Raw genomic sequence first — 5,406 nt, forward strand, 5'->3', positions numbered from 1 at the left:
GTCCTACTCTCCCACAGGGTCCCCCCTGCAGTACCATCGGCGCTGTGAGGCTTAGCTTCCGGGTTCGGAATGTAACCGGGCGTTTCCCTCACGCTATGACCACCGAAACACTATGAAACTGTCAACCGGAGCCGTGGCACATGGCTACGACGGTTGTTCGTGGTTTCAGAACCAACACAGTGGACGCGAGCAACTGAGGACAAGCCCTCGGCCTATTAGTACCGGTCACCTCCACACCTTACGGTGCTTCCAGATCCGGCCTATCAACCCAGTCGTCTACTGGGAGCCTTAACCCCTCAAAGGGGGTGGGAATACTCATCTCGAAGCAGGCTTCCCGCTTAGATGCTTTCAGCGGTTATCCTTTCCGAACGTAGCCAACCAGCCATGCCCTTGGCAGGACAACTGGCACACCAGAGGTTCGTCCGTCCCGGTCCTCTCGTACTAGGGACAGCCCTTCTCAATATTCCTACGCGCACAGAGGATAGGGACCGAACTGTCTCACGACGTTCTAAACCCAGCTCGCGTACCGCTTTAATGGGCGAACAGCCCAACCCTTGGGACCGACTCCAGCCCCAGGATGCGACGAGCCGACATCGAGGTGCCAAACCATCCCGTCGATATGGACTCTTGGGGAAGATCAGCCTGTTATCCCCGGGGTACCTTTTATCCGTTGAGCGACGGCGCTTCCACAAGCCACCGCCGGATCACTAGTCCCGACTTTCGTCCCTGCTCGACCCGTCGGTCTCACAGTCAAGCTCCCTTGTGCACTTACACTCAACACCTGATTACCAACCAGGCTGAGGGAACCTTTGGGCGCCTCCGTTACTCTTTGGGAGGCAACCGCCCCAGTTAAACTACCCATCAGACACTGTCCCTGATCCGGATCACGGACCCAGGTTAGACATCCAGCACGACCAGAGTGGTATTTCAACGACGACTCCACAACCACTGGCGTGGCCGCTTCACAGTCTCCCACCTATCCTACACAAGCCGAACCGAACACCAATATCAAACTGTAGTAAAGGTCCCGGGGTCTTTCCGTCCTTCTGCGCGAAACGAGCATCTTTACTCGTAGTGCAATTTCACCGGGCCTATGGTTGAGACAGTCGAGAAGTCGTTACGCCATTCGTGCAGGTCGGAACTTACCCGACAAGGAATTTCGCTACCTTAGGATGGTTATAGTTACCACCGCCGTTTACTGGCGCTTAAGTTCTCAGCTTCGCACGCCCGAAAGCGCACTAACCGGTCCCCTTAACGTTCCAGCACCGGGCAGGCGTCAGTCCGTATACATCGCCTTACGGCTTCGCACGGACCTGTGTTTTTAGTAAACAGTCGCTTCTCGCTGGTCTCTGCGGCCACCCCCAGCTCAGAGTGCAAGACTCATCACCAGTGATGGCCCCCCTTCTCCCGAAGTTACGGGGGCATTTTGCCGAGTTCCTTAACCATAGTTCACCCGAACGCCTCGGTATTCTCTACCTGACCACCTGAGTCGGTTTAGGGTACGGGCCGCCATGAAACTCGCTAGAGGCTTTTCTCGACAGCATAGGATCATCCACTTCACCACAATCGGCTCGGCATCAGGTCTCAGGCACAAGCTGTCCGGATTTACCTGGACAGCGCCCTACACCCTTACCCCGGGACTACCATCGCCCGGGCTGGACTACCTTCCTGCGTCACCCCATCGCTCACCTACTACCAGCTTGGGCCGGCGGCTCCACCACTTTCCATTCCCCGAAGGGTCCGGAACGGCTTCACGGCCTTAGCATCACTGGATTCGATGTCTTTCGCGTCACAGCGGGTACCGGAATATCAACCGGTTATCCATCGACTACGCCTGTCGGCCTCGCCTTAGGTCCCGACTTACCCTGGGCAGATCAGCTTGACCCAGGAACCCTTAGTCAATCGGCGCACACGTTTCTCACGTGTGTATCGCTACTCATGCCTGCATTCTCACTCGTGAACCGTCCACAACTACCTTCCGGTGCTGCTTCACCCGGCACACGACGCTCCCCTACCCATCCATACAGGCGTTGGCCCTGTTGTATGAATGACACGACTTCGGCGGTACGCTTGAGCCCCGCTACATTGTCGGCGCGGAATCACTTGACCAGTGAGCTATTACGCACTCTTTCAAGGGTGGCTGCTTCTAAGCCAACCTCCTGGTTGTCTCTGCGACTCCACATCCTTTCCCACTTAGCGTACGCTTAGGGGCCTTAGTCGATGCTCTGGGCTGTTTCCCTCTCGACCATGGAGCTTATCCCCCACAGTCTCACTGCCGTGCTCTCACTTACCGGCATTCGGAGTTTGGCTAAGGTCAGTAACCCGGTAGGGCCCATCGCCTATCCAGTGCTCTACCTCCGGCAAGAAACACACGACGCTGCACCTAAATGCATTTCGGGGAGAACCAGCTATCACGGAGTTTGATTGGCCTTTCACCCCTAACCACAGGTCATCCCCCAGGTTTTCAACCCTGGTGGGTTCGGTCCTCCACGAAGTCTTACCTCCGCTTCAACCTGCCCATGGCTAGATCACTCCGCTTCGGGTCTTGAGCGCGCTACTAAATCGCCCTATTCGGACTCGCTTTCGCTACGGCTTCCCCACACGGGTTAACCTCGCAACACACCGCAAACTCGCAGGCTCATTCTTCAAAAGGCACGCAGTCACGACGCATTGAGTAAACTCAATGCGCGACGCTCCCACGGCTTGTAGGCACACGGTTTCAGGTACTATTTCACTCCGCTCCCGCGGTACTTTTCACCATTCCCTCACGGTACTATCCGCTATCGGTCACCAGGGAATATTTAGGCTTAACGGGTGGTCCCGCCAGATTCACACAGGATTTCTCGGGCCCCGTGCTACTTGGGTGTCTCTCAAACGAGCCGCTAATGTTTCGACTACGGGGGTCTTACCCTCTACGCCGGACCTTTCGCATGTCCTTCGCCTACATCAACGGTTTCTTACTCGTCTCACGGCCGGCAGACCGTAAAAGAGAGATCCCACAACCCCGTACACGCAACCCCTGCCGGGTCTCACACGTATACGGTTTGGCCTCATCCAGTTTCGCTCGCCACTACTCCCGGAATCACGGTTGTTTTCTCTTCCTGCGGGTACTGAGATGTTTCACTTCCCCGCGTTCCCTCCACACTGCCTATATATTCAGCAGCGGGTGACAGCCCATGACGACTGCCGGGTTTCCCCATTCGGAAACCCCCGGATCAAAGCCTGGTTGACGACTCCCCGGGGACTATCGTGGCCTCCCACGTCCTTCATCGGTTCCTGGTGCCAAGGCATCCACCGTGCGCCCTTAAAAACTTGGCCACAGATGCTCGCGTCCACTGTGCAGTTCTCAAACAACGACCAACCACCCATCACCCCGAACCCTTGAGTTCGAGTGCACTGGGGCCGGCACTGAAGGCGACCATAGGGCCGTACCTTCAGATACCCAACAGCGTGCCCGGCCCGACCTGTTCACTCTCACGTTCCACGCCGAAGCAGTACTAGTGAAGCCAACCGATCGTGCCGAATAATCAACGTTCCACCCATGAGCAACCACCGTCGAACATTTGCCGACGTAATGGCCCTGGACCACCAAACAACGTTTGGCGGCCTAGATGCTCCTTAGAAAGGAGGTGATCCAGCCGCACCTTCCGGTACGGCTACCTTGTTACGACTTCGTCCCAATCGCCAGTCCCACCTTCGACAGCTCCCTCCCACAAGGGGTTGGGCCACCGGCTTCGGGTGTTACCGACTTTCGTGACGTGACGGGCGGTGTGTACAAGGCCCGGGAACGTATTCACCGCAGCAATGCTGATCTGCGATTACTAGCAACTCCAACTTCATGGGGTCGAGTTGCAGACCCCAATCCGAACTGAGACCGACTTTTTGAGATTCGCTCCACCTTGCGGTATCGCAGCTCATTGTATCGGCCATTGTAGCACGTGTGCAGCCCAAGACATAAGGGGCATGATGACTTGACGTCGTCCCCACCTTCCTCCGAGTTGACCCCGGCGGTCTCCTGTGAGTCCCCATCACCCCGAAGGGCATGCTGGCAACACAGAACAAGGGTTGCGCTCGTTGCGGGACTTAACCCAACATCTCACGACACGAGCTGACGACAGCCATGCACCACCTGTACACCGACCACAAGGGGGCGCCCATCTCTGGACGTTTCCGGTGTATGTCAAGCCTTGGTAAGGTTCTTCGCGTTGCGTCGAATTAAGCCACATGCTCCGCTGCTTGTGCGGGCCCCCGTCAATTCCTTTGAGTTTTAGCCTTGCGGCCGTACTCCCCAGGCGGGGCACTTAATGCGTTAGCTGCGGCGCGGACAACGTGGAATGTTGCCCACACCTAGTGCCCACCGTTTACGGCGTGGACTACCAGGGTATCTAATCCTGTTCGCTCCCCACGCTTTCGCTCCTCAGCGTCAGTAATGGCCCAGAGATCCGCCTTCGCCACCGGTGTTCCTCCTGATATCTGCGCATTTCACCGCTACACCAGGAATTCCGATCTCCCCTACCACACTCTAGCTAGCCCGTATCGACTGCAGACTCGGGGTTAAGCCCCGAGCTTTCACAATCGACGTGACAAGCCGCCTACGAGCTCTTTACGCCCAATAATTCCGGACAACGCTTGCGCCCTACGTATTACCGCGGCTGCTGGCACGTAGTTAGCCGGCGCTTCTTCTGCAGGTACCGTCACTTTCGCTTCTTCCCTGCTGAAAGAGGTTTACAACCCGAAGGCCGTCATCCCTCACGCGGCGTCGCTGCATCAGGCTTTCGCCCATTGTGCAATATTCCCCACTGCTGCCTCCCGTAGGAGTCTGGGCCGTGTCTCAGTCCCAGTGTGGCCGGTCGCCCTCTCAGGCCGGCTACCCGTCGTCGCCTTGGTGAGCCATTACCTCACCAACAAGCTGATAGGCCGCGGGCTCATCCTTCACCGCCGGAGCTTTTAACCCCCATCCAGGAGAATGGGAGTGTTATCCGGTATTAGACCTCGTTTCCAAGGCTTGTCCCAGAGTGAAGGGCAGATTGCCCACGTGTTACTCACCCGTTCGCCACTAATCCACCCCGAAGGGCTTCATCGTTCGACTTGCATGTGTTAAGCACGCCGCCAGCGTTCGTCCTGAGCCAGGATCAAACTCTCCGTGAATGTTTCCCCGTAATCGGGGTGACACCACGAGAGCGGAACCAGGAGAGGAATAATCCCCCGGTTCACAGCGTCCTCGCTGTGCGCCTGCCGACCAGAAGGCCTGCAGGACTTTTCAAAGGAACCTCGCCCCAGCAGATGCTGGAGACGGGGTATCAACATATCTGGCGTTGATTTTTGGCACGCTGTTGAGTTCTCAAGGAACGGACGCTTCCTTTGTACTCACCCTCTCGGGCTTTCCTCCGGGCGCTTCCCTTCGGT

At 57.1% G+C, this 5,406-nt stretch carries 3 rRNA genes; all 3 read right to left on the reverse strand.

Annotated elements, in window-relative coordinates:
• Positions 1–107, reverse strand: a 5S ribosomal RNA gene (gene rrf / locus ACYSUO_RS42225); the annotation flags it as partial.
• Between the two features lie 88 nt (positions 108–195).
• Positions 196–3,318, reverse strand: a 23S ribosomal RNA gene (locus ACYSUO_RS42230).
• Positions 3,319–3,622: 304 nt separating this feature from the next.
• Positions 3,623–5,148: ribosomal RNA gene (locus ACYSUO_RS42235) — 16S ribosomal RNA — on the reverse strand.
• Between the last annotated feature and the right edge of the window lie 258 nt (positions 5,149–5,406).

Source organism: Streptomyces sp. UC4497 (assembly GCF_054871485.1).